Genomic DNA, 24841 nt, shown 5'->3' with positions numbered 1-24841 from the left:
GGGAGCCGCCGGGCCGGCGACGCCTGGTCAGTCCTGGTCGTCGCGCTTGCGCCAGCGGATGCCCGCCGAGATGAAGCCGTCGAGGTCACCGTCGAACACGTTCGAGGGGTTGTTGACCTCGTGCTCGCTGCGGAGGTCTTTGACCATCTGGTACGGCGCCAGCACGTAGCTGCGGATCTGGTCGCCCCAGCTGGCCGTGATGTTGCCGGCCAGCTCTTTCTTCTTGGCGTTCTCGGCCTCTTTCTGCAGCAGCAGGAGGCGCGACTGCAGCACGCGCATGGCGGCGGCCCGGTTCTGGATCTGGCTCTTCTCGTTCTGCATCGAGACGACGGTGCCGGTGGGGATGTGCGTCAGGCGGACGGCCGAGTCGGTCGTGTTGACGCTCTGACCGCCGGGGCCCGACGACCGGAACACGTCGACGCGGATGTCGTTCTCGGGGATGTCGATCGACTCGGTCTCTTCCATCAGCGGGATGACCTCGACCGCGGCGAAGCTGGTCTGACGCTTGCCGGCGGCACCGAACGGGCTCATGCGCACGAGCCGGTGCGTGCCGGCCTCGACGCTGAGCGTGCCGAACGCGTACGGGGCGTCGATCTCGAAGGTGGCGCTCTTGATGCCGGCCTCTTCGGCGTAGCTGGTGTCCATCACCGTGGCGGACATGCCGTGCTTCTCGGCGTAGCGCAGGTACATGCGCAACAGCATCTCGGCGAAGTCGGCGGCGTCGACGCCACCGGCCCCGGCGCGGATCGTGATGACGGCCGGGCGCGGGTCGTACTCGCCGTCGAGCAGGGTCTGCACCTCGAGGACGTCCATCATCTTCTGCAACGCCTTGAGCTCGGCCTGCGCCTCGTCGGCGCTCTCTTGGTCGTCGCCGTCGTTCGCCATCTCGACGAGCACCACGAGGTCGTCGAGCCGCGCCTCGGTGGTCTCGAGCTTCTCGAGCTCGGACTGCCGGTGGCTGAGGGCGCTGGTGATCTTCTGGGCGTTGTCGGTGTCGTCCCACAGGTCGGGGGCCGAGGCCTGCTCGCTGAGCTCGGCGATCTCGGCGACGAGACGGTCTTGCCCGATCACCGCACGGATGTCTTCGAACGTGGCCCGGAGGGCGGCAATCTGCTCAGAGAAATCCAGTGCGATCATGGTCCCCGAGCTTACCCGGCCCGGGTGGGCCGGGCCTGCCCGTGCCCCGCGCCGCCCGCCGCCCGCCTCGCGCCACCCGCCCCGCGCCTCCCGACGACAGGGTGAGGTCGCGTCTCATCCGCAGTACTCGGGCGGGGCGATGCGCGTCGTGCCCACGCTCATGTCGGTGATCCGGTCGGAGGTCCCCACCACGAAGACGAGGTACTGTCCGTCGTCGCCCGCGACGGCGTACTGCGTCCCGTAGCTCTCGTGGTGGTCGAGCGTGAGTTCGGCATCCGGGTAGGCGGCGAGCAGTGTCGCTTCGTCGTCGCCGAGCCCGATGCCGGACGCGGTCCGGGGGGTGGCGCTCGCGAGGGCGGCCGGGTCGTCCAACGTCGGGTCGGCGGAGACGGTCGCGATCTCGGTCGCGTCCGGAGACGACCCGCGCGAGACGGCGAGACTCAGTCCCCGGCCGTCCGAGAAGAACGACGCCGGGCAGCCGTAGCCGTCGTCCGGGTGCCGGTCGAAGGTGGTGAGCCGGGCGGCCTGCTCCTCGAGCCGGCCGCCGAGGACCAGCGGCCCGATCCGATCGGTGGACACGACCCAGGTCGACGGGGCCGTCGGATCGTCCACCACCGGTGCCGGTGGCGGGACCGGTGTCGCCGACGGCGTCCCGGCCGGTTCGACGACACCGGGCGACGTGCCGGGATCGTCCTCGGGTCGATCGGACGGGAGCGAGGTGGGGGCCGCTTCACCGTTTCCCGACGGCAGGGGGCCACCCCCGGCGAGCGCGACGCCCCCGACGGCGAGCGCCACGGCGGCCACCCCGGCCACCGACAGCAGGACGACCCGGCGGCGACGGGTCGAACGGACGCGTTCGGGTTCGCGCTCGACGGTCTCGGTCAGGAGGCCGCGGATGGCCTCGGCACGATCAGGATCGAGGCCGGGCCGGTCGGGCCGACCGTGCTGGTCGTCGGGACGGATGTTCGGTGCGTCGCTCATCGGGTCTCTCCGTTCAGGGTGACGGGTCGTTCGGTGGACGGCTCGGAGGCCGACATCGCTCGCGCGAGTCGCGCCTTGGCCCGCGACAGTCGGGACTTGACCGTGCCGACCGGCACGCCGAGCGCCTCGGCCGCGGTCGCCATCGGGAACTCCTCGAGCACGCAGAGCCCGAGGACGTCACGATCGGCCTTCGCGAGGCCGTCGAGGGCGAGGCGCAGCCGCCGGTCCCGATCGACGACGTCGAGTCGCGCCGCGACGCCGTCGGCGGGATCGTCGACGACGGGGTGCGGCGGCAGGGAGGCCAGGGCGAGACGATGGCGACGGATGGACCTCGCGAGGTTCTGGGCGACGTGGCCCGTCGTCACCAGCAACCACGCGAGGACCGAGCCGTCGACGACGCGGACCGCGTCCCGACGGCGCCATGCCTCGAGGAACACCACGGCCGTGACGTCCTCGGCGTCGTGCCGGTGACGGCACAACCTCAGGGCGTGACCGTGCACCCGGTCCTGGTGGCGGTCGAAGACGGCCCCGAAGGCGGCCGCGTCCCCGTCGACCGCCCGGGCCCAGACCTCGTCGTCCCCCGTCGCCGTCATCCGTCGCGCTCGCTTCTCGTCGTCATGTCGACGTCCCCTCTGATCCGTTGCCGCTTCCCCTACATATCCGATCGGCCAGAAAGGTTCCCTCGTCCCGTTCCCCCGGTGCGGCACCGGCCGGCGCCGGTCAGCGCCGGGCGACGCCCGCTTCGCGCAGGGCCACGTCGGCGAGACGGCGGACGACCGCGGGCTCCCCCGCACGCCAGGCCGCGACGGGGTCGGGCGACACGGCGAGAGCGGCCTTGGCGTCGCGGCCGGTCAGGGCCCGCAGCGCGAGCAGGTCTTCGCCGCCCGGCAGGGCGAGCAGCGAACGGACCGAGGAGGCGCGGCGCACGAACGCGATCCGCCCGCGCAGCCAGACCCACAGCACCACGAGGCTCGGCACCCCGGCCACGACGAGTCCGGCGACCAGTGCCGCCCGGGCGACACCCTCCTGCTGCTGCCGTCCGGCGTCGGCCAGGGACTGTCCGGCGCCGCTGGCCCCGTCGAACGGTGCGCTGGCGGCGCCGCCGACCAAGGGCAACCCCTCGAGCGCGCGCGACGCGTCCTGCATCGTGCCCTGGAAGCCGGCCCCCGCCTCCTCGAGCTGCCTGCCGAGGTCGGCGAACGAGCCGATGAAGGACGCGATGCTCACCCCGAGCACGACGAAGAGGACGACGAGGCCGATCGCGACCACGTCTCCGGTCACCTGGCGGGTACGGACGAGGGGCGAGGCCGAGTAGAGCTGCATGGGCCCAGTCTGACGCGAGGGGGCCTGCGCGGCCCGACCCGCGCCTCCTCGGGTCGACGCCGTCGCCGTGGCCGGCGCGGCGACTACCGGGGCAGGGTGCTGACGGGGCCGACGCGGGAGGTCGCGAAGTCGATCGAGGTGACCGTCGTCGCACCGGCCGACAGGGCCACCCGCAGCGCCCCCACCTGGTACGGGCTGGTCGACCACTTGTCGGCCGGCGCGGTGGTCACGACGCCCCCGGGGTAGCCGGCCTGGTCGGGGCGCAGGTTGACGCGCAGCGACAGCACGGACGGCAGACGGGTGGTCAGGGTGCCCACCGCGGTGACGACCGGGGCGAGCGTGGTCGAGAGCGTGGTGCCCAGGGTCGTGATCGGGGTGACGAGGGCACCCCGGACGAGCGTGGCCACGGACGCGAGCAGCGACCCGGCCGACCCCACGAGCGCCGACAGCAGCGGGTTGAGCAGACTGCCGAGCAGGGTGGAGAGCGCCCCGCTCAGCACCCGCGTGTCGACCTTGGCCGTCGCGGTCGACGGGGACGCGAGAAGCTGCCCGAGCGATCCGCCCATCGTGACGTCGACGGCCAGCACGTCGACGGGCACGCCGAGCACCGCCGCCCTCAGCGTCACCGTCAACGCCACCGACAGCTGTGCCGCCGACACGGCGGACTGCAGCGCCGCCACGACCCGCTGGGTGAGGCCGTCGAGCATCGACCCGACCGTGGTCGTGATCGAGGCCATCGCCGCCGCGCTCAGCACGAGCTCGGTGTTCGGGGCGAGCCCGTTCAGACCGCCGGGCTGGCCGACCAGCTTGGCCAGGTCGACCGACACCACGCCGGTCGACGGGGTGATGGTGACCGTGCCGTCCGTGCTCGTGACCGACCCTGCGAGCACCGGGTCGACGGCCGACTGCAGGTTCAGGCCGGTGAGGGTGACCGAACCCGAGACCCCGCCCAGGCTGAGCAGGTTCGTCAGGCCGTTGACGGTGGCGAGCACGCCGTCCCGGATGCTCCTCGAGATCGTGCCGTTGACGCCCGTCAACCCGGCGGCGGCCGTGTTCAGGCTCGTGACCGTGCTCGACACCTGGCCGGACAGCCCCGCCACCGCCGGGCTGCGCAGTTCGAGCGCGAGACCGGCGACGCCGTAGTCGCGGGTCACGCCCGTCACGCTGCCGTCGCCCCAGATGCGGCTCTCGAGGGCCCGACACCCGTCGAGGGTCGCCGTCGACGCCACCGCCCCCACGGTCAGGTCGGCCCGGTCGAGGGCGGTCGAGGCGGGCAGCACCGAGGTGAGGCCGACACGGGCCGGGCCGGGCAGGGCCGACGCCGGGGTCGTCGACGTCACGCCGAGACCGCCCGAATCGCTCACCAACCCCGAGGCGGCGACCGCCGTGCCGGTCGGGGCGACCCGCGTGAACTGGTTCAGCGCCCCGGCCGATCCCGCCGGCAGGTTCGTGCCGAGCCCGGCCAGGTCGAGGCCGACGAGACCCGACCCCGCGCTCGCCGAGAGGGGATTGCGGAACGTCGTCGTGCCTCCGGCGTCCGTGGTCGGCGCGGGCGACGTCGGCACCGCGGTGACGACGCCGGATCGGGTGCGCGTCAGGTCCGCCCCGCGCACGGCCGCGACGGTGTCGAGGTCGGTGCCGGCCAGGCTGCCGCGCACGAACCGGCTGGACGCGGCGGCCGCGTAGCCGGTGTCGGTGCCGCAGGTGAACTTCGAGGTGCCGACGAGCCCGTACGCGCGCTCGGAGTCGGTCCAGGCGGCGGTCGTCACGGGCGGCGGGGGCACGATGACGGCGCCCACGACGGCGACGACGGCCGCGACGGCGACGACGGCCCGGCGCGCGGTGAGCGCCGCGACCAGACGGCCGGCACCCGTCGGGCGTCGACGCCCGACGTGCGTGCCGGTCACGACGTCACCGCCCGGCGTCGTCCCCGGAGGTGCAACGCGAGGCCGACGAGCAGGGCGCCGGCACCCGCGATCGCCGGGCCGAGCGAGAGGCCTCCGGTGAAGGCGAGGGAGCGCGGGGCGGCCACACCGCTGAGGGTCACGCCGACGGGGCGTCCGTCGCCGGGGCGTCCGTCGTCCGAGCCGTCGATCGCGGGGCCGGGTGCCGCCTCGTCCGTCGCGTCGGGCCCGGGCTCCGCCGGGTCACCGGGGGTGGCGGTGACGGTGGGTTCGGGAACGGGCTCGGCCGGGAGCGTCTCGACGGGGTCCAGGGCCGTCGCCGTGATGCCGACGCCCACGCGGGCGGTCCGACCCATGGAGGAGGTGTCGTCCGCCGAACGTCCTCCGGCGAGACCGAGGCTGACGAGCACGAAGACCCGGCCCGTGCTGCCGACCGAACGCACCGGCCACGAGGGGCTGCCGTCGACGAACGAGGAGGCGCGGGTCGGGGCGGTCACGGTCCGCGCCCCGGTCGCGCACAGCGGCGTCGTCTCGACCTGCTGCCACTCGACGTCGCAGGTCTCGACCCCCAACGTCAGTCCGGCCTCGTCGTCGACGAGCGAGCCCGAGCTGACCAGCTCGAGGCCGAGGGCCACCCGGTCGCCGGTGGTGACGTCGGTCGCGATCTGCCAGCGCCCCGGGGCCGCGGGGGCGATGTCCTCGGTGCCGACCAGTTCGTCGGCCAGCACGAGGTGGCCGTCGAGGCCGGTCTCGGGCACGGGCTCGAGGGCCCGGGCGGTGCCGGCCTGGACGGTGAGGGCACCGCCGAGCACGAACGCGGCCGTCCCCACGACGGCCAGCAGCGTCGGCGCGGCGCGGCGCCCGCGGGTGGCGGTCCCGCGGTCCGCACCGGTCGCCGGGTCCACGGTCGTCCTCACCCTCGACGGGCCGCGCCGCGTCGCGTCGGCCAGAAGGCCAGCACGACGGCGGCACCGACGACGGCGACCGCGAGGCCTCGCGCCGGCGGGGTCGACATCGTCGTCAGGACGAAGCCGAGGCCCGGGGCCGAGGCGACGACGATCCGGGCGTCGCGCACGACGTAGGGATCGCGGTCGTCGGTGTCGTTGGCGTCGCCCCGCAGCACGAGGGATCGCGCGGCGGCGTCCCCGGGCACGGCACTCGTCGAGACCACGCGGTGGGTCACCGGGACCTCGAAGCCGGGCCGGGGCACCGTGACCACGTCGCCGGGCCGCACGTCGACCGCGGCGATCGGCCGCGTGACGACGGCACCGCCCGCGGGCACGGTGGGACTCATCGAACCGGTCAGGACGACCACGAGCGACAGGCCGAGGACCGTCGAGACGGCGAGCCACAGAAGGCAGATCGCACCGACGAGGCCGACCACCGACAGCAGGACGGTGCTCGCGACCTCGACCGCACGACGGCGCGGCCGACGGCGACGGCGCTCACGTCGGTCCGCCCGGCGCGGCTCGACCCCGGAGGCCCCGCGTTCCGCTCGGGGCCGGGTCTCGATGTCGACCATCGGTCGGCCCGTCACTCGACGCTGGTCGAGGCGAACTCCCACGCCGGGGCGACCGTGCGGCCCTGAAGGGCCGTGGACGCGGCCGTCGCGGCACTCTGCGGCAGGGTCACCTCGAAGCAGTAGAACTGCGTGCTGGCCGACCCGGCGGCGAGGCGCTGCGGCGCCGTGGCACCCGTCGAGGCGAGCGGACCCGTGCCGATGGTCGTCGGCGCGGTGAAGGCGGCGGCGGTGCAGGTCGGGGCGGCTCCCGTGCCGGAGACCGCGACGGTGGCCACGCGGACCGTCAGCGCGGAGAAGAGCGAACCCCCGGCGTCGGCGACGGTCACGCCCGTCGCGGGGACGGCGGCCCGGACCTGGACGTCGGCCGGGACGGTCGTCGTCGCGGTCGTGCGGAGGGCGACGCCGGCGTAGACGCTCTCGCCGGGGCTCAGGGTCTGGGAGCCCGGGGTGAAGAGCATGGCCTGGCCGGGGTTGGCCTCGAAGTCGGCGAAGCCCGCCGTGTAGGGCGACGTGACGCTCTGCTGCACCTCGAAGGTGCCCGTGCCGATGCCGGGGCCCCCGGAACCGTCGCCGGCGTAGACCCATTCGCTGTCGGTCCAGGCGGCGACCGTGTAACCGAGGCCGCCGACGACGAGGGCACCGCCGGCGGCGAGCGCCGCGATCTTGCGGAGGCGCCGTGGTCTCGGCGTGGCCCGGTCGAGCGTCGCCACGTCGTCGAGGGAGGCGTCGTCGCGAGGGGCGTCGGAGGCAGGGCTGTGCTGCGGCATGGTGGTGCTCCTGATCCGCGCAGCCTGGTGAGGGCGGCGCTCGGGTGGTGCCATGGACGCCCGTGGTGAGCGGGCGGCGTGCCGGGATGCGGCGGCGGCGCGGGATGGTGGGGCCCGGCCGGTGAGACGTGCTCACGTGTGTTGACGACGAGTACACCACCCCCGCGCGGGGGCGACAACCCACCCGTTCGGGGGGCGCCACAGAGGACGCCGTCCCGGCGTCGGATCAGCGGGCGCCGAGCACCGGGGCCCGATCGGCGTAGCCGGCCGTCGTGGCGCGCGCGACGGCCGTCGGCAGCGCCGCGAGCAGCGCGTCGACGTCGGCGTCGGTGCTCGTGTGCCCGATCGTCATGCGCAGCGCGCCGCGGGCCGCGTCCGCGGGCAGGCCCATGCCGAGCAGCACGTGCGACGGCTCGGGGATGCCGGCCTGGCAGGCCGACCCGGTCGAGACGCTGACGCCGGCGGCGTCGAGCAGGAACAGCAGCGAGTCACCCTCGCACCCGTCGAAGGTGAAGTGGGCGTTGCCGGGCAGCCGGTCGACGGGGTCGCCCCGCAGCACCGCCCCGGGCACCGACGCCAGCACCCCGGCGATCAGTCGGTCACGCAACGGCTCGTAGGCCCCGTGCGGCTGCTCGGCCGCGACGGCGAAGGCGACGGCGGCCGGGGCGTCCTGCGTGCCCGAGCGCACCTGCCGCTGCTGTCCGCCGCCGTGGATCAGGGGCACGACGGTCGCCGATCGCGACAGCACGAGCGCACCGATGCCGATGGGTCCGCCGATCTTGTGGGCGCTGACGCTGAGCGCCGCGAGCCCGGAGGCCGCGAAGTCGATCGGCACCTGCCCGTAGGCCGCGACGGCGTCCGAGTGCACCGGGACCCCGTGGGCCGCGGCGAGCGCCACGACCTCGTCGACGGGCTGCATCGTGCCGACCTCGTTGTTGGCCCAGAGCAGGCTGACGAGGGCGACGTCGTCGTGCTCGTCGAGGGCCGCGGCGAGGGCGTCGACGCGCAGCCGACCCTGTTCGTCGAGCGGCAGCCAGGTGACGACGGCGCCCTCGTACCGTTCGAGCCACTCGACGGTGTCGACGGTGGCGTGGTGCTCGCCGGCGGGGACGAGGAGGCGCGGGCGCGGTCGGTCGGACTGCCTCGCCCACCAGAGTCCCTTGATCGCGAGGTTGACCGCCTCGGTGCCGCCCGAGGTGAAGACGACCTCGATCGGGTCGCAGCCGAGGGTCGCGGCGACGCGTTCGCGGGCCTCCTCGAGGACGCGCTTGGCGTTCTGGCCGGCCGAGTGGATGGACGAGGGGTTGCCGACCGTGCCGAGCGCCTCGGCGTAGGCGGCGATGGCCGCCGGGTGCATCGGCGTGGTGGCCGCGTGGTCGAGGTAGACGCTCATGTTCGGGTCCTCAGGCTGGGTGGGGCGGTGACGCTCGATGATTTCGGGGCCGACACGCGCCTCCTCTACTGTAAACGCGTGACCGACCCCGACCCCCTGCGCGATCTCGGCATCCGTCCCGGCCCCGACGGGCCGACGCTGCGCGTCTGGTCGGCGTCGGCGTCCCGCGTCGACGTCGTGATCGACGACGCCCCGCACGACCGTGTCGTCCCGATGGTGCGCGACGAGCACGACGTGTGGAGCGCCACCGACGGCGCCCTCACCCCGGGGCGTCGCTACTGGCTGCGCGCCGACGGTCCCGCCGGGGGCGGCAACGCCTTCGACCCGTCGCTCGAGCTGCTCGACCCGTACGCACGCGGCCTCGGTCGCACCGGACGCGGCACGTGGCAGTCGACCGTCGTCGACGAGTCGTTTGACTGGGGCGGGGTGGCGAAGCCCCGCACGCCGCTCGACCGGGTGGTCGTCTACGAGGCGCACGTCCGCGGCCTGACCCGGCTGGCCCCGTTCGTGCCCGAAGAGCTGCGGGGCAGCTACGCCGGCCTCGCCGCCGAGTCGACCATCGCCTACCTGACGGGCCTCGGCGTCACGGCCGTGCAGCTGCTGCCGGTGCACCAACACGTCGACGAGCAGCGCCTCGTCGCACAGGGCATCGAGAACTACTGGGGTTACAACACCCTCGGCTATTTCGCCCCGCACGCCGCCTACGCGAGCCGCGACGCGCAGCTGGCCGGCGCCTCGGCGGTCCTGCGCGAGTTCAAGGGCATGGTGCGCCTGCTGCACGAGGCCGGCATCGAGGTCTACCTCGACGTGGTCTACAACCACACCGCCGAAGAGGGCGAGGTCGGCGGCCCGATCACGAGCCTGCGCGGTCTCGACGGGTCGGCCTACTACCGGCACGACGCCGAGGGACGGCCGGTCGACGTCACGGGGTGCGGCAACTCGCTCGACACGAGCACGCCGGCCGCCTCGCGGCTCGTGCTCGACTCCCTGCGGTACTGGGCCGACGAGGTGCAGATCGACGGGTTCCGCTTCGACCTCGCCGCCACCCTCGGTCGCGGCGCGGACCACGTCTTCGACCCCGAGCACCCCCTGCTGCACGCGATCGTCGACGACCCCGCCCTCGAGGGCGTGAAGATGATCGCCGAGCCGTGGGACGTCGGCCTGGGCGGCTGGCAGACCGGTGCCTTCCCCGACGGCTGGATCGAGTGGAACGACCGGTTCCGCAACCGGGCCCGCGACTTCTGGCTGACCGACATCGCCGCCGCCCGCTCGCAGGGCGCTCCCCCGTCGGGGCTCGGCAGCTTCGCCTCCAAGCTCAGCGGGTCGAGCAACGTCTACGCCCACGAGCGTGGTCCCCTGTCGGGCGTGAACTTCGTCACGGCGCACGACGGCTTCACCCTGCTCGACCTCGTCTCGTACGACGGCAAGCACAACCTGAGCAACGGCGAGGGCAACCGCGACGGCACCGACGACAACCGGTCGTTCAACCACGGCGTCGAGGGCGACAGCGTCAACCCCTGGATCTCGGACGCCCGCCGCCGGTCGATGCGCAACCTGCTCGCCACCCTCTTCGTGTCGGCCGGCATCCCGATGCTGACCGCGGGCGACGAACGCGGTCGCACCCAGCACGGCAACAACAACGCGTACTGCACCGACAGCGAGCTCACCTGGGTCGACTGGTCCGACGAACCCTGGCACCGGGCCCTCCACGACGACGTCGCCACGCTGACCCGGCTGCGGGCCGAGAACCCCGCCCTGCGACCGTCGAGGTTCGGCCTCGACGGCGCCTGCACGCTCAGCGCCAACGAGATGTCGTGGCACTCGGCCTCGGGCGACGAGATGCGTCCCGACGAGTGGAACGACCCCGGCGTCCGCACGATGCAGTACCTCGCGGCCTCGACGCCCGAGCACGAGGCCCCCAACACGGTGCTCGTCGTGGTGCACGCCGCCGAGACCGCCGTCCCGGTGACGCTCCCCCGGCACGACGGGGTGACGGCGTACGAGGCGCTCTGGTCGAGCGACGACCGCAGCCTGCCACAGGCGTCGGCCCCCGGTGACGACCTGCTCGTCTCGGGGCCGACCGTGGTGGTGTTCCGCGCCACGACGGTCGAGTCCGCCCCGTGAGCACAAGACACGCAGGAGGCGCGCGCGGCCCCGCCACGCCGGCCACCGTCGCGCTCACCGCGGCCGGCATCCCGTTCACGGCCCACACCTACGAGCACCACGACACGGCGACGAACTTCGGCGAGGAGGCCGCCGCCGAGCTCGGCCTGTCCGTGGACCGCGTCTTCAAGACCCTCGTGGTCGACGCCGACGGCACCCTCGTCGTGGGCGTCGCCCCCGTCTCGGGCCGACTCGACCTCAAGGCGCTCGCGGCCGCCGTCGGGGCGAAGAAGGCCTCGCTGGCCGAGCCCGCCCTGGTCGAACGTCGCACGGGCTACGTCGTCGGCGGCATCAGCCCGCTGGGCCAGAGGACCGCCGCGACGACCGTGGTCGACGCGAGCGCCGCCTCCTTCGCCTCGGTCTTCGTCAGCGGCGGGAGGCGCGGGTTCGACATCGAGATCGCTCCCGACGACCTCGTGCGCGCCACCGGCGGCACCTACGCCGCGATCCGTCGCGACTGATCCGTGCCGCGCCTCCTCGGATCTGCCGCCACGCCGCCACGCCGCCACGCCGCCACGAAGTGAACAATCCGCCACGCGAAATCGTGGCGGGATGTCGACCTCGTGGCGGGATGGCCGAATGCGGCACGGGTGACGCGGGCTAGGGTCGGGCGCATGACCGGCAGCCCGGCCCGGATCGAGGGCACGCTCACCTCGTGGGACGACGACCGCGGCTTCGGGTTCCTCACCCCGACCTCGGGACGGGGCCGCGCGTTCGTCCACATCACGGCGTTCGGCCGCGGCACCGCCCGACCACGGCTCGGCGAGACGTTCTCGTACGAGGTCGACCGCCACGGTGACCGAGGCCCGGCGGCCGTGCGCGTTGCCGCCGTCGGCTCGCGCTGGTCGGCGCCTCGGGCCCGGGCACCCCGTCCCACGCGGTCCGGCGCGGTCGCCCTCGTCGTCGGACTGGTGGTCGCGCTCGGCGCCGCCGCAGCCGTCTGGGCCCTGACCCGCGACTCGACGTCCCCGCAACTCGACGGACTCGCGCCCTGGCTGGTCGGCGGACTCGTCGGCGTCAACGCGCTGACGGCCCTCGTCTACGCACTCGACAAGTCCGCGGCCCGCAGAGGACGGCGCCGCACGCCGGAGCGGACGCTTCTGCTGCTCGGCCTGCTCGGCGGCTGGCCCGCGGCCCTCGTCGCCCAACAGCTGCTGCGCCACAAGACGAGCAAGCGGTCGTTCCAGCTCGCATTCTGGGCCACGGTCGCGGTCGACGTGCTCGTGGTCGCCCTCACGCTCGCGCTCCTCCGCTGACCCTCGGCGAGGTCGGACCCCACGAATCCGCCGAGACCCCGGTGCGCGCACGGGGGTCTCGGCGAGATCCTGGGGTCTCGCGGCCTCAGACGAGCTGCTTCTCGCGGGCGAAGTGGCAGGCGGCCGTGTGGTCGGCGCCGTCGCGGCCGTGCGGCAGCATCGTGGGCACCTCGTCCTCACAGCGCGACCGCTGTGCCTCGGGCAGCATCGCGTAGAGCGGGCAGCGGCTGCGGAACCGGCAGCCGGTCTGCTTGACCGTCGGCGTCGGCGGGTCACCCGGCAGCACGATGTGCTCCCGTGCCCGCTCCTTGACCGGGTCGGGCACGGGCACGGCCGACAGCAGCGCCTGCGTGTACGGGTGCAGCGGGTGCTCGAACACCTCGTCGACCGGGCCCGTCTCGACGGTGCGTCCGAGGTACATCACCGTGACGCGGTCGGCCACGTGGCGGATGACCGAGAGGTCGTGCGACACGAACAGGTACGACAGGTCGAGCTTCGCCTTGAGCTCGGCCAGGAGGTTCAGCACGCCGGCCTGGATCGACACGTCGAGCGCCGACACCGGTTCGTCGAGCACGATCAGCTTCGGATCGGCGGCCAGCGCCCGCGCGATCGAGATGCGTTGCCGCTGCCCGCCCGAGAACTCGTGCGGGTAGCGCGTCGCGGCGGCGGGTTCGAGTCCCACGAGGCGCATCAGCTCGGGTACCCGACGCGACACCTGGTCGCGGGGTCGACCGATGGCGAGCAACGGCTCGGCGATGATGTCGCTGACCGGCTGCCTCGGGTCGAGGCTCGCCATCGGGTCCTGGAAGACCATCGACACCGCGCCGCGCAGGCGCTTCACCGTCGACCCGTCGAGCTTGCGGTCGAGGGCCGTGCCGAGCAGCTCGACGGTCCCGGCCTCGGGCACCCGGAGGTCCATGATCTCGTGCAACGTCGTGCTCTTGCCCGAGCCGGACTCGCCGACCAGGCCGAGCGTCTCGCCCTCGCGCACGTCGAGGTCGACCCCGTCGACCGCCCAGACGCTGCCCACGCGACGTTTGAAGACCGACCCCTTGGTGAGCGGGAACGTCTTGACGAGCCCGTCGACGTGCAGCACCCGGTCCCGCGACGCCCGCGGCACCGCAGCCAGGCCGGAGGTCGGCACGGGCGGCAGGTCGTAGACGTCCTCGGGGTCGGTGCCCTCGCCCACGAGCTGGTCGGCGTGCAGGCAGGCCGCGCGGTGACCCGCCTCGACCGCCGGGGCCTGCTCGAGCGCGGGCTCGTCGACTCGGCACTCGGCCGTCACCAGCGGGCACCGCGCCGCGAACGGGCACCCCGGGGCCAGCGAGAGCAACGACGGCGGCGTCCCCGGGATCGGCACGAGCGGCTGGTCCGACCGCTGGTCGAGCCGCGGCAGCGCACCGATGAGACCCACGGTGTATGGCATGCGCGGGTGGGCGAAGAGGTCGTCGGCCGTCGCCGTCTCGACGACGCGGCCGGCGTACATCACGGCGATGCGGTCGGCGAACCCGGCGATGACGCCGAGGTCGTGGCTGACGAACAGCAGCGCGGCCCCGGTCTCGCGCTGCGCCGTGCGCAGCACCGAGATGACCTGGGCCTGGATCGTCACGTCGAGGGCCGTGGTCGGCTCGTCGGCGAGGATGACGTCGGGGTCGTTGGCGATCGCCATGGCGATCATCGCGCGCTGCCGCATGCCGCCCGAGAACTCGTGCGGGAACGAGTCGACGCGTCGCTCCGGCTCGGGGATGCCCACGAGTCCCAGCAGCTCGATCGCCCGCTCGCGGGCCTGCTTCTTCGTGCCGCCGCGGTGGATCAGCACGGTCTCGGCGATCTGCTGACCCACCGTGTAGACGGGGGTGAAGGCCGAGAGCGGGTCCTGGAAGACCATGGCGATGCGCTTGCCGCGGATCGCCGACATCGCCTTGTCGCCGCGGCCGAGCAGTTCTTCGCCGTCGAGCGTGATCGAGCCGGTGACCTTGGCGGTGGCCGGCAACAGCCCGAGCACGGCGAGGCTCGTGACCGACTTGCCCGAGCCCGACTCGCCGACGATGCCGAGCACCTCGCCGCGGCGCAGCGTCAGGTCGACGCCGCGCACGGCGCGCACGTCGCCGTCCGGGGTCGGGAAGGTCACGGTGAGGTCGTGCACCTCGAGCACCGGAGCCGAGGAGGCGCGGGTGCGGTCGACCGGTTCGGTGAGCGTCATGCGCGCTCCCCCTTCTCGTCGTTCGTGCGGGTCGGTGCCGGTGAGCCGACGTCGGCCCCGGGGGCGGGGCTCGCCGCCTCGGAGACGCCGCCGGTGCGTCCGAGCGGCGCCGCGCCTCCTCGGCTCTCGGCCGTCCGGCCGCGGGTGCGGCGGCGGCCCGTTCGGCCGGCCGTCGAAGTCGGGTCGAGTGCGTCGCGGAGCCCGTCGCCGAGCAGGTTGCTCGCCAGGGCGAACACGATGAGCGCACCGGCCGCGAAGAAGAACAGCCACGGCTTGGTGGTCGCCGCGCTCTGGTTCTGGGCGATCAACGTGCCGAGCGAGACGTCGGGCGGCTGGACGCCGAAGCCGAAGTACGACAGCCCCGACTCGGTGAGCACCGCGGCGCCGATCGCGATGGTGGCGTCGATCACGAGGAAGGACGCGACGTTCGGCAGGATGTGTCGCACGATGATCGTGAAGTGGCCGATGCCCATGTACCGGGCGGCCCGGATGAACTCCCGCTCCTTGATGCTGAGGGTGAGCGAGCGCACCACACGGGCCGTGATCATCCAGCCGAAGAGGGCGAGCAGGGCCACGAGGATCAACCAGCCGTACTGCTTGAGGCGCGGCGAGAGGATCGCGATGATCAGGAACGACGGCAGCACGAGCAGCAGGTCGACGAACACCATCACGGCCCGGTCGATCCAGCCGCCGAAGTAGCCCGCCATCGCGCCGAGCATGCCGGCGATCACCGTCGAGAACAGGGCGACCAACAGACCGATCAGCAGCGACTTCTGCAGGCCCCGGGCGGTCTGCGCGAAGACGTCCTGGCCGATGTTGTTCGTGCCGAACCAGTGCGCGCCGCTCGGAGGCGACGACAGGGCCGTGTAGTCGATGTAGTTGTAGGCGTACGGCGAGACGAGCGGGCCGACGAAGGCGAAGACGAAGAGCAGCACAATCGTCACGAGGCCGACGGTGGCGCCGCGATTCGCGAAGAGCCGCCGGAAGGTCAGCACGAGGCGGTTCGGCGACGTCGCCGCGACCTCTTCTCGCGACTCGGGCACGACGGCGTCGGACGGCCCCTCGAGCAGGTCGGGTGTGAACCGGGTCATGGGGCGGTCCTACTTCTGCGCTCGGACGCGCGGGTCGAGCACCGCGTTGAGCACGTCGGACACGAAGCCGGCGAGCAGCACGACGACGGCGCTGTAGAGGGTGTACGTGACGACCACGTTGATGTCGTTGGCCTGGACGGCGTCGATGAACCAGGCGCCGAGGCCGTTCCACGCGAAGATCTTCTCGGTGAAGGTGGCTCCCGTCAGCACGCCGAGGAACGCGAAGGCGAACAGCGTCGTCATGGGGATCAACGCCGTGCGCAGCCCGTGCTTGAAGATGGCCGGGCGACGTCGCAGTCCTTTGGCGCGGGCGGTGCGGATGTAGTCGGCCTGCAGCACGTCGAGCATCGTCGCCCGCTGGTACCGGCTGTAGACGGCGATCAACCCGACGCCGATCGAGATGGTGGGCAGCAGCAGGTGGGCGATGCGGTCCCACGCGATCGTGGCGAGCCCGCCGGTCAGGTTGGGGGTCGCCTCGCCCGTGAAGGTGATCAGCTGGTACCCCAGGACGTCGTTGAGCTTCGTCGCCCCGATCTTGAGCAACACCGCCGTGAGGAACACCGGCGTCGAGATCAGGACGAACGACAGCACCGACGACACCCGGTCCGAGAACGCGTACTGCCGGATGGCGTTCCAGGTGCCGACCACGACCGCGAGCACGATGCCGAGGATCGACCCCACCAGCAGGAGGCGCAGGCTGACTCCCAGCCTCGGCCCGAATTCCGCCGCGACCGGCTTGTCCTGGATGGTCTGCCCGAGGTCGCCGGTGACCGCGCCACCGAGCCAGTGGACGTACCTCTCGCCGAGGGGGTCCTTGTCGTTGACCCCGATCGAGCTGAGCTTCGCGTCGACGATCTCGGAGGACGGACGCGGGTTGCGGTCCGCGTACACGGAGCGCGGGTTGAGGGTCGCCGAGGCGAGGAAGTAGGTGAGCGACGTCGCGATGAAGACCAGGGCGACGTAGTACACCAGCCGGCGGGCGAGGAATCGAGCCATGGCAGATCACACTAGACGTACCCCGCGACCCGACCAGCTGGCCAGGTTTCGAGCGTGTAACAAATTCACATGAAAGTTTGCGTGGATTCAAGGCGTCCGTACATTTGGGCACACGCGGTCAGCTCTCGGGAGGTGTCGCGACGCGTGCCCGCACGAGTCGATGACGATGCAGCATCCCATCTGATCAGCACTTTTCACCACCCTTCAGTTCGGAGTGCCATGAAGATCACGAAGAAGCTCGGCCTCGCAGCCGGCCTCGTCAGCATCGCCCTCGTCGTCACGGCGTGCAGCGGTGGCGGCGGCGACGACGGCGACGGGGCCGCCAAGAACGGCCAGTTGTCCCCCGACGGCGACATCAACGCCACGGCGGCGGCCGACGTCGAGCAGGGCGGGACGCTGACCCTGCCGCTCAGCCAGCTGCCCTCGCAGTGGAACTACGGCCAGCTCGACGGCGCCCTGGCCGACGCCTCGCTGATCGAGAGCGCCGTGCTGCCCCAGCCGTTCCGCATCGACGAGAAGGGCGTCGCCCAGATCGACGAGAACCTCGTCACGAGCGCCGAGGCCACCAGCGAGGACCCGCTGGTCGTGACCTACGACATCAACCCCGACGCGGTGTGGAACGACGGCACCCCGATCACGGTCGCCGACTTCCAGGCCTGGAAGACCGCACTCGACGGCTCGAACCCCGAGTACCTGGTGGGCAGCACGCTCGGCCCCGACCGCATGGCCTCGGTCGAGGCGGGCTCGAGCGACAAGCAGGTCGTCGTGACCTACTCCGAGCCGTTCTCGGACTGGAAGAGCATGTTCGCCCCGCTCTACCCGGCGAGCCTCTACAACGACCCGAACGCCTTCAACACGGCCTACGTCGACACCCTGCCCGTCTCGGGCGGCCCGTACGAGGTCGAGAAGATCGACACGACCGCGCAGACCGTCACCATCGTGCCGAACGACACGTGGTGGGGCGACGCCCCCAAGCTCGACTCGGTGGTCTTCCGTGCCCTCGACAGCGACGCCGACGTCGACGCGTACCTGAACGGTGAGATCGACTTCGTCACGGGCAACTCGTCGGAGCGCTACGACCGTCTGAAGGACGCGAAGGACACCGACATCCGGGCGGCACCGTCGGCTCGCTACACGCACGTCGACTTCAGCACCAAGGGCGTGCTCGCCGACGAGAAGATCCGTCAGGCGATCCAGCACGCGGTCGACCGCGAGGCACTCGGCAAGGTCATCACGGGCACCCTGCCCTACGAGCTGACCACGCTGAACAACCACCTCTTCCTCAGCACCGACGGCGCCTACCAGGACAACGCGAAGGAGACCGGGAACTACGACGTCGACGAGGCGAAGAAGATCCTGGCCGACGACGGGTGGGAGCTGAAGGGCGACGTGCTCGAGAAGGACGGGAAGCAGCTCGAGATCGCCGTGACGATCCCGTCCGGCACCCCCATCTCGCAGCAGCTGTCCGAGGTCATGCAGAGCCAGCTCGCCGCGGTCGGCATCAAGCTGACGATCAACGCCGTCAGCGTCGACTCGTTCTTCGAGGACAACGTCACCCCGGGCAACTACGACATGACGATCTTCGTCTGGGCCGGCACCGGCTACCAGGCGTCCGGCGTCAGCATCTACAACTCGGACGAGCAGGGCCAGAACTACGGTCGTGTCTCGAGCCCCGAGATCGACGACCTGCTCAGCCAGGCCGTCGCCGAGGGCGACCCCGAGAAGGCTGCCGACCTGTACAACCAGGCCGACGAGAAGATCTGGGAGATCGGGCACTCGATGCCGATCATCCAGGCGCCGTACATCTCGTTCCAGAGCCCCAAGCTCGCGAACTTCGGCGCCCGCGCCGGGGCCAGCGACGTGGACTGGACGGTCGTCGGCTTCACGAAGTAGACGCCTCCCCCGGGCCCGTCCGGCCCCTCGCTCAGCGCGGGGCCGGACGGGCCTTCCGCGTCCGCGCCCGCCGACGCTGTGCCTCGACCAGGCCGGTGGCCAGGGAGTAGCCCGCGTAGCCCAGCAGGGCGATCGCCAGCAGCGGCACGATCCACGACCGGGCGTCGCCGTTCACGACCTGGTTGACGAAGCCGAGCCAGGGCAGCGAGTACCACAGCGTCCCGCGGATCTGCTCGGGCAGCACGAGGGCGGCGTCGGGCTCGGAGTTGTTGTCGCCCTTCGTGACGAAGGCCGTGCCGCCGTCCGACGACGACACGATCTCGATCACCCGGTGGCTGATCACCTCGGGTCGTCCGCTCTCGATCTGGTACGTCACGACGTCGCCGATCCGGATCTCGTCGACCGGCGTCGGCTTCACCACGATCAGGGTGCCCGGGGGCAGTCGCGGCTCCATCGAGCTGGTCAGCACGGTCAGCGGCGTGGCCCCCGCGACCTTGGGCACGACGATCAGCACCGTCGCGAGCCCGAGCACGAGGACGAACAGCCCCGCGCTGAGGCCGAGGCCGAGCGCGTGCAGCAGGCCCTTCTCCCGCACGGCGGCACGGCGGCCGCTCACGGCTGCTCCCCCGCGGTGTCCTCGTCGCCCGGGCGGCGCCGGCCGACCGCCACGAACGCGCCCGCCAGCACGGCGATCGCCGCGATCAGCAGCGGCAGCCAGCTGCCGCGCAGCGGCACGGGCACGAAGTCGTCGAGCACGTCGAGGGCGTGGACGGGCAGCTCGGTGTCCGTGCCGGACGCGTCGGTGGTCCCGTCCGAGGCGTCGTCGCCCGCCGAGGACGCTGCCCCGCCGGCCTCACCAGCCGAGGAGGCGCGGGTCGTCACCGCCTCGATCGTCGCGCTCGAGACGCGGTCGCCCCCCGCGCCTCCTGCGCTCGTGTCCGCGGCGCCCGTCGCGGGGGCGTCCGCCGCACCGGCGGACCCGGCCGACGCGCAGCCCGACGGCACGGCCGCCCCGGCCAGGCCGGTGAGCGTGACGAGCACGCCGAAGTCGAGGGTCTGGTCGCCGGTGCCGTCGGCGGCGGAATCGTCCAGGACGACCGAGACGGTGACCGGGGCCTCCTGCCCCGCGGCGAGGTGGACGGGCGCGAGCACGGGGGTGCAGCCGTCGTCCGCCAGGGTGACGGGCGGCAGGTCGCCGACGTCGAGGTCGGAGTGCGAGCTGACCGTGACCGCCTCGGCGAACGCGGGCGACGAGGTCGTGACGTCGACGAGGCGGGCGCTGAGCGCGGCCGGCTCGCTCGAGAGGTTCTTCACCCAGAAGGTGCCCGTCGTGCTCGCCCCGGGGACGAGCCGCAGGTCGTCGCCGAACAGCGCCGAGTCGAGGCGGCCCTGCCAGTGCTCGCCGTCGCCGCTGACCATCAGGCGGGGTGCGGTGGCGGCCGTGGCGGAGGCCGACAGGACGCCTGCGGTGGTGACGAGCACCGCGACGGTGGCGCCGACGACGACCGCGATCACCCGACCGCCGGTCACCCGCACTGGATGTTCCTCGTGCCGTACTGGTCGTAGACCACCGTGACGGTGCCGACGGCCATGAGGTCGGTCGGCTGCCCGTCGACCATCACGCGGATGTCGACGTGGATCGGGCCGTCGCCGAAGGGGTCCTTGGGCAGGTTGTCGCGGGTGAACGCGAAGTGCGGGTAGTCGCCGGTCCGCTCGTCGTTCGAGATCCGGGTGCCGCCGACGTAGGTCGCGTACCGGGTCGCGGTCGCCCGCGTCGACGGGTCGAAGTCGAGCCAGGCGTAGGCCTCGCCGTCGGTGCGGCAGACCGCCGTCTGCGCGGGGGCGATCGTGTTGTTCTGCACGATGCGGCGGTCCTGCGGGGTCGCGGTCCACGATCCGGCGGCCAGCGACACGGTGAGGACCGGGTTCACGCGCCCGGTGGGCGACGAGGTGGCGATCGAGGTGCGGAGGCACCAGGTCGCGCTGGCCTTGCTCGCCAGGGTGCCTGACAGGTTGGGCACGGCCGACCAGGTGCCGCTGACGCTCCCCGAGCCGACGGCCGCCGTCGACGTGCACGCGGACGCGGCGGACACCGGCCAGCCGACGACGGCGATCGACGCGGCGAGGTCGGCGGAGCTGCCCGAGCTCAGGCTGCCGCGCGTCGAGTACGTGGCCGCGACCGTGCCCGAGTTCGTGAAGGTCCAGGGCGCCGTGAGCGACCGGGTCGATCCGGAGTAGTCGGCCTGCAGACCGTCGACCGTGCCGGCCGTGAGCCCGACGGCGCCGGCCTTGACCTGCTCGGTGAGGGTGGCGGACGCCGTCCAGAGAGCCGAGGCCGCCCCTCCGGAGGCCAGGGCGACGCCGACGATCACGCCGACGACGACGGCGGCCAGGACCGAGCGCACGCCGGACCGGGGCCGTGGGCCCAACGCGTGCCGCCGTCCGCCCACGACGCGGCGCCGGGTCACGGGGCCACCTGCGTCCCGGTCAGGACGAGCCCGATCGACGAAGTCTGGTTCTGCAGGGTCGCCGGCACGTCCGAGTCGAGCGTGACGACGACGCAGCCGGTGACGGTGACGCCGGCCGGCAGCGTGAAGTAGCCGCTGCCGGTGTCGAAGGTCGAGGGCCTCGCCGAGTACCCGCCGACGCCCACGACGCAGTCCGCGGACTTCGTGACGGCGGCCAGCGTCACGGTGAGCTCGCCCGGCAGGGCGGATGCCGACGCCGTGGTGGTTCCGGCCGACACCCGCATGGCCAGGGCGACCGAGCCCGTGTTCGTCGCGCTGAACGTGCCCGCGGTGGCGCCGCCGGGGCCGAGGGCGGAGGTGTCGAGGGCCTTGACGCCGCCGACCGAGAGTCCCGCCGTGCCCGACGCGACCGTGACGGCCGTGGGGGCGACCGCGGAGTTCCACAGCGCGTACGTCCCGCCGGTCGCCATGAGCGCGACGGTGACCGCCCCGGCCACGATCGCCGTCCCCGCCCACAGCGAGCGCAGCGGACGACGGGACGAGGAGGCGCGCTCGGGCGAGCGGTGACGCGCGCGTCCGCCGGGCTGTCCGGTCAACGTCTCACCCCCTGGTGGTCGGTCGTGCGATGCGGTGGCCCGTGAGCCCCTGGTCGGGCGGGTCGGACGGGAGGGGGCGACCGGACCGCGTCGGGTGCGGTCCGGTCGCCGGTCGGAGAGGCGGGGTGCGGCGGCCGTCGGGCCACCGGCACCGGCTACGCGATGGCGCGCTGCTTGAGCGTGAAGGTCAGCTTGCTCAGGTCGACGGTGCCGCCCTGGCTCGCGGCGTCGGACACCGTCGAGGGCAACTCGACGACGAAGGTCGCGACGGCCGACGTGCTGCCGGCGGACACGGGGGCGACGACGTAGCTGCCGGCCGTGCTGCCCGCGGTGACGCCGGACGGCAGGGTCGTGGAGCCGGCGGCCGCCGAGAGGGTCAGCGTGTTCGTCACGTACGGCTTGAGGCTGCCGGTGACCGAGGCCGCGTCGTAGGTGAGGTCGGCCCGCAGGTCGTTGCCCGAGGCGGCGATGGTGATCGGCTGCGTGAACTGCAGCTTGCTGCCGGGGACGATCTTGTAGTCGGCGACCTGGGCGGCCGTCAGGGCCGTGCTGCGACCGTTGGTCACGTCGGTCCAGCTGCCCGCCGACGACTGGGTGAGCGAGAGGGTGCCCGAGGCGACGCTGGCGGCGTTGACCTCGGTGCTGGCGTTCCAGAGGGCGAAGGTCCCGGCGCCGCCGAGGAGGAGGGCGATGCCGGCGGCACCGGCGACGGCACCCTTGACGAGCTTGTTCATGTGGGTCCTGTTCCGCACGCCGAGGCGCGCTCGAGCACCGCCGTGCGCCGTCGGTCGGGTCGACGTCGGGGTGGCACACGGCGATGCAGGGGCTGTCGGCTCCGGGTCGGGCGACCGATCGATGTCGTCGGGCGCCGGGCTCTCGAGGAGTTCGGGTTCTTCGGGCGGGCAGGCCGCGACGACAGATCCGACATTACGCGGTCCCCCGAAATGCCGACAGACCATCCATGCCGATGCATGCACCCAGTTGGGGGGACAAAACGGACCGTGACGTCTGTCGGTGACAGGGTGGACACGCGTTTGTACCCCGAAATGCGCGAACCGCACCCCGATCCGCCCCCGGCACCCCGTCCGGGGCCCGGGTCGCGTCAGGGTCGGGACCGGGCGGGCCAGACCGGGTACGGTCGACAGCGTGGCGACAGCATACGAACCCAGAGTCGGGCGGATCCCCATCACGGGCCTCACCCCGACGACACCCGACCGAGTGTTCCCGACGAAGGCCTTTGCCGGCGAGGTGGTCACCTTCGGGGCGACCGTCTTCCGCGAGGGCCACGACCTGATCGGGGCCGACCTCGTCACGATCGACCCCGAGGGCGCCGAGACCCGGCACCGCATGGTCGCCGGCATCCCCGGCACCGATCGGTGGACGGCCCAGGTGCAGCTCGAGACCGAAGGCGACTGGGCCTGGCAGGTCGAGGCCTACACCGACGACTGGGCCACGTGGCTGCACGCGGCCGAGATCAAGGTGCCGGCCGGACTCGACGTCGAAGTCACCTTCGCCCTCGGCAGTCGACTGCTGACCGACGCCGTCGACGAGTACCCCGACACGACCCTCATCCGCGACGCGGCCAAGGCACTCGCGAATCCCGCCCTCTCCCCTGCCGCGCGCCTCCGCGTCGCCACCGACCCGCGCCTCGCCGCTGTCCTCCTGGTGAAGCCGCTCGCGAGCCTCGTCACGCGCAGCGCGCCCGAGGCACTCCGCGTCGAGCGGAGCCGTGCCGGCCTCGGCAGCTGGTACGAGTTCTTCCCCCGCAGCGAGGGCGCTCGCAAGCAGGCCGACGGCACGTGGAAGAGCGGGACGTTCCGCACCGCGGCCCGCCGGCTCCCGTCGATCGCCCGCATGGGCTTCGACGTCGTGTACATCCCGCCCGTCCACCCGATCGGCACGACGTTCCGCAAGGGCCCGAACAACTCGCTGACCGCCGGTCCGGCCGACCCGGGCTCGCCGTACGCCATCGGCTCGGCCGACGGCGGGCACGACGCGGTGCACCCCGACCTCGGCACCGTCGCGGACTTCCGCTGGTTCGTCGACGCCGCGAAGAACGCCGGCCTCGAGCTCGCCCTCGACCTGGCGCTGCAGTGCTCGCCCGACCACCCCTGGGTCACCGAGCACCCCGAGTGGTTCACGACCCTGCCCGACGGCACGATCGCCTACGCCGAGAACCCGCCCAAGAAGTACCAGGACATCTACCCCCTGAACTTCGACAACGACTACGAGGGCGTGAGCCGCGAGGTGCTGCGCATCGTGCGGCACTGGATCGAGCTCGGCGTCACGATCTTCCGCGTCGACAACCCGCACACGAAGCCGGTGCGCTTCTGGGAGTGGCTGCTGCACGAGATCCGGCAGACGAACCCCGAGGTGGTCTTCCTCTCGGAGGCGTTCACCAAGCCGGCCATGATGCAGGCACTGGCGCAGGTGGGGTTCCACCAGTCGTACACGTACTTCACCTGGCGCAACGAGAAGTGGGAGCTCGAGGAGTACCTCGACGAGCTGTCCAAGGAGACGAGCGCCTGGCTGCGCCCGAACCTCTTCGTCAACACGCACGACATCCTCACGCCCTACCTGCAGTTCGGCGGACCCGCGGCCTACAAGATCCGGGCCGCGATCGCCGCGACCGCTTCTCCGACCTGGGGCGTGTACTCGGGTTACGAGCTCTTCGAGGACGTGGCGCGACCGGGCAGCGAAGAGAACATCGACAACGAGAAGTACGAGTACAAGCCCCGCGACTGGGCCGCCGCCGAAGAGGCCGGGGCCTCGCTCGCGCCGTACCTGACGCAGCTCAACCGCATCCGCGCCTCCCACCCGGCCCTGCGTCAGCTGCGCAACCTCGAGATCCACTCGAGCGACGACGAGTCGATCCTCGTCTTCTCGAAGTACCTGTCGCGTGCGCACACCCGCAGTGGACGCGCCGACGGCATCATCGTGGTCGCGAACGTCGACCCGCACTCCGCGCGCGAGACGACCGTCCACCTCGACGTCACGAAGTTCGGGTTGCAGCCCGGTGGCACCTACACCGTGCGCGACCTCATCACCGGTCAGTCGTGGACCTGGGGCGACGACAACTACGTCCGCCTGGACGCCTTCGTCGAACCGGTGCACGTGCTCTCCGTCGACCTCAACCGAGCCCCGTAGG

The 24841-nt window shown here is 72.6% G+C and carries 22 protein-coding genes; 5 read left to right on the top strand and 17 right to left on the bottom strand.

Annotation, left to right across the window (positions count from 1 at the left end):
* Positions 1–27 precede the first annotated feature (27 nt).
* The 9 genes from prfB to ASE87_RS03195 all read right to left on the bottom strand — a co-directional run bounded on the left by prfB (position 28) and on the right by ASE87_RS03195 (position 9027).
* Positions 28–1137 (bottom strand): peptide chain release factor 2, encoded by a 1110-nt coding sequence (prfB, locus tag ASE87_RS03235; RefSeq protein ID WP_056225858.1) that lies wholly within the window; start codon positions 1135–1137, stop codon positions 28–30.
* A gap of 114 nt (positions 1138–1251) precedes the next feature.
* Complete coding sequence (locus tag ASE87_RS03230) at positions 1252–2118, bottom strand: hypothetical protein (RefSeq protein WP_056225854.1); 867 nt, start codon at positions 2116–2118, stop codon at positions 1252–1254.
* The gene (locus ASE87_RS03225; RefSeq protein WP_056225851.1) at positions 2115–2711 is read right to left on the bottom strand and encodes an RNA polymerase sigma factor; all 597 of its coding nucleotides are present in this window, start codon (positions 2709–2711) and stop codon (positions 2115–2117) included. The genes ASE87_RS03230 and ASE87_RS03225 overlap by 4 nt, the downstream gene beginning before the upstream one ends.
* 127 nt (positions 2712–2838) lie before the next feature.
* The gene (locus tag ASE87_RS03220) at positions 2839–3441 is read right to left on the bottom strand and encodes a hypothetical protein (RefSeq protein WP_043593659.1); all 603 of its coding nucleotides are present in this window, start codon (positions 3439–3441) and stop codon (positions 2839–2841) included.
* Positions 3442–3524: 83 nt separating this feature from the next.
* A complete protein-coding gene (locus ASE87_RS03215; protein WP_056225848.1) occupies positions 3525–5348 on the bottom strand; it encodes a choice-of-anchor G family protein in 1824 nt (607 codons plus the stop codon).
* Positions 5345–6250, bottom strand: coding sequence for a hypothetical protein (locus ASE87_RS03210; RefSeq protein ID WP_043593655.1), 906 nt, complete (start codon positions 6248–6250; stop codon positions 5345–5347). The genes ASE87_RS03215 and ASE87_RS03210 overlap by 4 nt, the downstream gene beginning before the upstream one ends.
* A gap of 8 nt (positions 6251–6258) precedes the next feature.
* Complete coding sequence (locus ASE87_RS03205; protein WP_052505125.1) at positions 6259–6867, bottom strand: signal peptidase I; 609 nt, start codon at positions 6865–6867, stop codon at positions 6259–6261.
* An 11-nt stretch (positions 6868–6878) separates the two neighbouring features.
* Positions 6879–7634, bottom strand: a complete 756-nt coding sequence (locus ASE87_RS03200) for an acyl-CoA dehydrogenase (RefSeq protein WP_235472174.1) — start codon at positions 7632–7634, stop codon at positions 6879–6881.
* A gap of 226 nt (positions 7635–7860) precedes the next feature.
* Positions 7861–9027 (bottom strand): cysteine desulfurase family protein, encoded by a 1167-nt coding sequence (locus ASE87_RS03195; protein WP_043593654.1) that lies wholly within the window; start codon positions 9025–9027, stop codon positions 7861–7863.
* Positions 9028–9105: 78 nt separating this feature from the next.
* Here ASE87_RS03195 and glgX point away from each other — a divergent pair, with 78 nt between their 5' ends.
* The 3 genes from glgX (at position 9106) to ASE87_RS03180 (ending at position 12446) form a co-directional block, all read left to right on the top strand.
* Entirely contained in the window at positions 9106–11151 is a 2046-nt protein-coding gene (glgX, locus tag ASE87_RS03190; RefSeq protein WP_056225845.1) for a glycogen debranching protein GlgX, read from the top strand.
* Positions 11148–11651 (top strand): Cys-tRNA(Pro) deacylase, encoded by a 504-nt coding sequence (gene ybaK / locus ASE87_RS03185; RefSeq protein ID WP_056225844.1) that lies wholly within the window; start codon positions 11148–11150, stop codon positions 11649–11651. The genes glgX and ybaK overlap by 4 nt, the downstream gene beginning before the upstream one ends.
* 153 nt (positions 11652–11804) lie before the next feature.
* The gene (locus ASE87_RS03180) at positions 11805–12446 is read left to right on the top strand and encodes a DUF1294 domain-containing protein (RefSeq protein WP_056225841.1); all 642 of its coding nucleotides are present in this window, start codon (positions 11805–11807) and stop codon (positions 12444–12446) included.
* An 85-nt stretch (positions 12447–12531) separates the two neighbouring features.
* On the opposite strand, the gene ASE87_RS03175 is transcribed toward ASE87_RS03180, so the two are convergent.
* From ASE87_RS03175 to ASE87_RS03165, 3 genes are read right to left on the bottom strand one after another with little or no spacing between them, the layout of a single operon-like run.
* On the bottom strand, positions 12532–14649 hold the full coding sequence (locus ASE87_RS03175) for an ABC transporter ATP-binding protein (RefSeq protein ID WP_056225837.1): 2118 nt from the start codon (positions 14647–14649) through the stop codon (positions 12532–12534).
* Positions 14646–15740 (bottom strand): ABC transporter permease, encoded by a 1095-nt coding sequence (locus tag ASE87_RS03170; RefSeq protein WP_082452260.1) that lies wholly within the window; start codon positions 15738–15740, stop codon positions 14646–14648. Before ASE87_RS03170 ends, ASE87_RS03175 begins: the two co-directional genes overlap by 4 nt.
* A gap of 9 nt (positions 15741–15749) precedes the next feature.
* Positions 15750–16736: an ABC transporter permease gene (locus ASE87_RS03165; protein ID WP_043596267.1), complete on the bottom strand. Its 987-nt coding sequence runs from the start codon at positions 16734–16736 to the stop codon at positions 15750–15752.
* 219 nt (positions 16737–16955) lie between these two features.
* Here ASE87_RS03165 and ASE87_RS03160 point away from each other — a divergent pair, with 219 nt between their 5' ends.
* Entirely contained in the window at positions 16956–18629 is a 1674-nt protein-coding gene (locus ASE87_RS03160) for an ABC transporter family substrate-binding protein (RefSeq protein WP_056225836.1), read from the top strand.
* Between the two features lie 31 nt (positions 18630–18660).
* On the opposite strand, the gene ASE87_RS03155 is transcribed toward ASE87_RS03160, so the two are convergent.
* The 5 genes from ASE87_RS03155 to ASE87_RS03135 all read right to left on the bottom strand — a co-directional run bounded on the left by ASE87_RS03155 (position 18661) and on the right by ASE87_RS03135 (position 22427).
* Positions 18661–19245, bottom strand: coding sequence for a signal peptidase I (locus tag ASE87_RS03155; protein ID WP_082452258.1), 585 nt, complete (start codon positions 19243–19245; stop codon positions 18661–18663).
* On the bottom strand, positions 19242–20159 hold the full coding sequence (locus ASE87_RS03150; protein ID WP_157489658.1) for a hypothetical protein: 918 nt from the start codon (positions 20157–20159) through the stop codon (positions 19242–19244). The genes ASE87_RS03155 and ASE87_RS03150 overlap by 4 nt, the downstream gene beginning before the upstream one ends.
* Positions 20156–21097, bottom strand: a complete 942-nt coding sequence (locus ASE87_RS03145) for a hypothetical protein (RefSeq protein ID WP_157489657.1) — start codon at positions 21095–21097, stop codon at positions 20156–20158. The genes ASE87_RS03150 and ASE87_RS03145 overlap by 4 nt, the downstream gene beginning before the upstream one ends.
* On the bottom strand, positions 21094–21693 hold the full coding sequence (locus tag ASE87_RS03140; RefSeq protein ID WP_137847001.1) for a TasA family protein: 600 nt from the start codon (positions 21691–21693) through the stop codon (positions 21094–21096). Before ASE87_RS03140 ends, ASE87_RS03145 begins: the two co-directional genes overlap by 4 nt.
* A 155-nt stretch (positions 21694–21848) precedes the next feature.
* Positions 21849–22427 carry an alternate-type signal peptide domain-containing protein gene (locus ASE87_RS03135; protein ID WP_056225824.1) on the bottom strand — a complete coding sequence of 193 codons (579 nt, stop codon included), beginning with the start codon at positions 22425–22427 and terminating at the stop codon, positions 21849–21851.
* A gap of 412 nt (positions 22428–22839) precedes the next feature.
* Between ASE87_RS03135 and ASE87_RS03130 the strand changes: the two genes are divergently transcribed.
* Positions 22840–24840, top strand: a complete 2001-nt coding sequence (locus ASE87_RS03130) for an alpha-1,4-glucan--maltose-1-phosphate maltosyltransferase (RefSeq protein WP_137846999.1) — start codon at positions 22840–22842, stop codon at positions 24838–24840.
* The last annotated feature ends 1 nt before the right edge of the window (position 24841 follow it).

Source organism: Frigoribacterium sp. Leaf44, from assembly GCF_001421865.1.
Taxonomy (GTDB): Bacteria; Actinomycetota; Actinomycetes; order Actinomycetales; family Microbacteriaceae; genus Frigoribacterium.
This window is presented reverse-complemented; position numbering and strand designations above follow the sequence as displayed.